We start from the raw sequence: 508 nt of genomic DNA on the forward strand, positions 1-508 counted from the left end.
GACGGGCAATCTATTCACAAGGACTTGGGATCTACCTTGGGCATTGTCGGAAAAAATTCGAATATTCAAACGGCTAACGATAACGGTAAAATTTCTATTGCCTTGGCGAAGAATTTGACGGACATTACATCCGTATCGAACGGCAATACCAGTATTGTCTTAAACAATAATACGAGTGTAGGCGGCAACGGTGTAACTATTACGGGCGGAAATGTCAGCGTCTCGAATAATCGGATCACAAACGTCCAAAACGCCGTAGACAGTCATGATGCGGTCAATAAAAGCCAACTTGACTCGAAGGTGGAAGAAGTTACGAACAAGGGACTTCGTTTCGATGCCAATGTGGGCGGTGAACAGACGAGTGCCCTGGGTTCGAAGGTGACCGTTAAAGGTGACGGCACGAATATTAAGACGTCCATTAAAAAGACAGGTGCCGATACGGTTATTGATGTAGCCCTCGGCAAAGACGTGACGGCTGAAACGGTAACTGTTACGGGTAAAAACGGCA

The 508-nt window shown here is 46.3% G+C and carries 1 protein-coding gene; it reads left to right on the forward strand.

Annotated features, from left to right (window positions below):
- On the forward strand, positions 1-508 hold a 508-nt coding region (locus PGX78_RS08140), incomplete at both ends, for a hypothetical protein (RefSeq protein ID WP_270446436.1).

The sequence above is a fragment of the Megasphaera sp. AF13-6AC genome (genome assembly GCF_027685385.1).
Lineage (GTDB): Bacteria > Bacillota > Negativicutes > Veillonellales > Megasphaeraceae > Megasphaera > Megasphaera micronuciformis.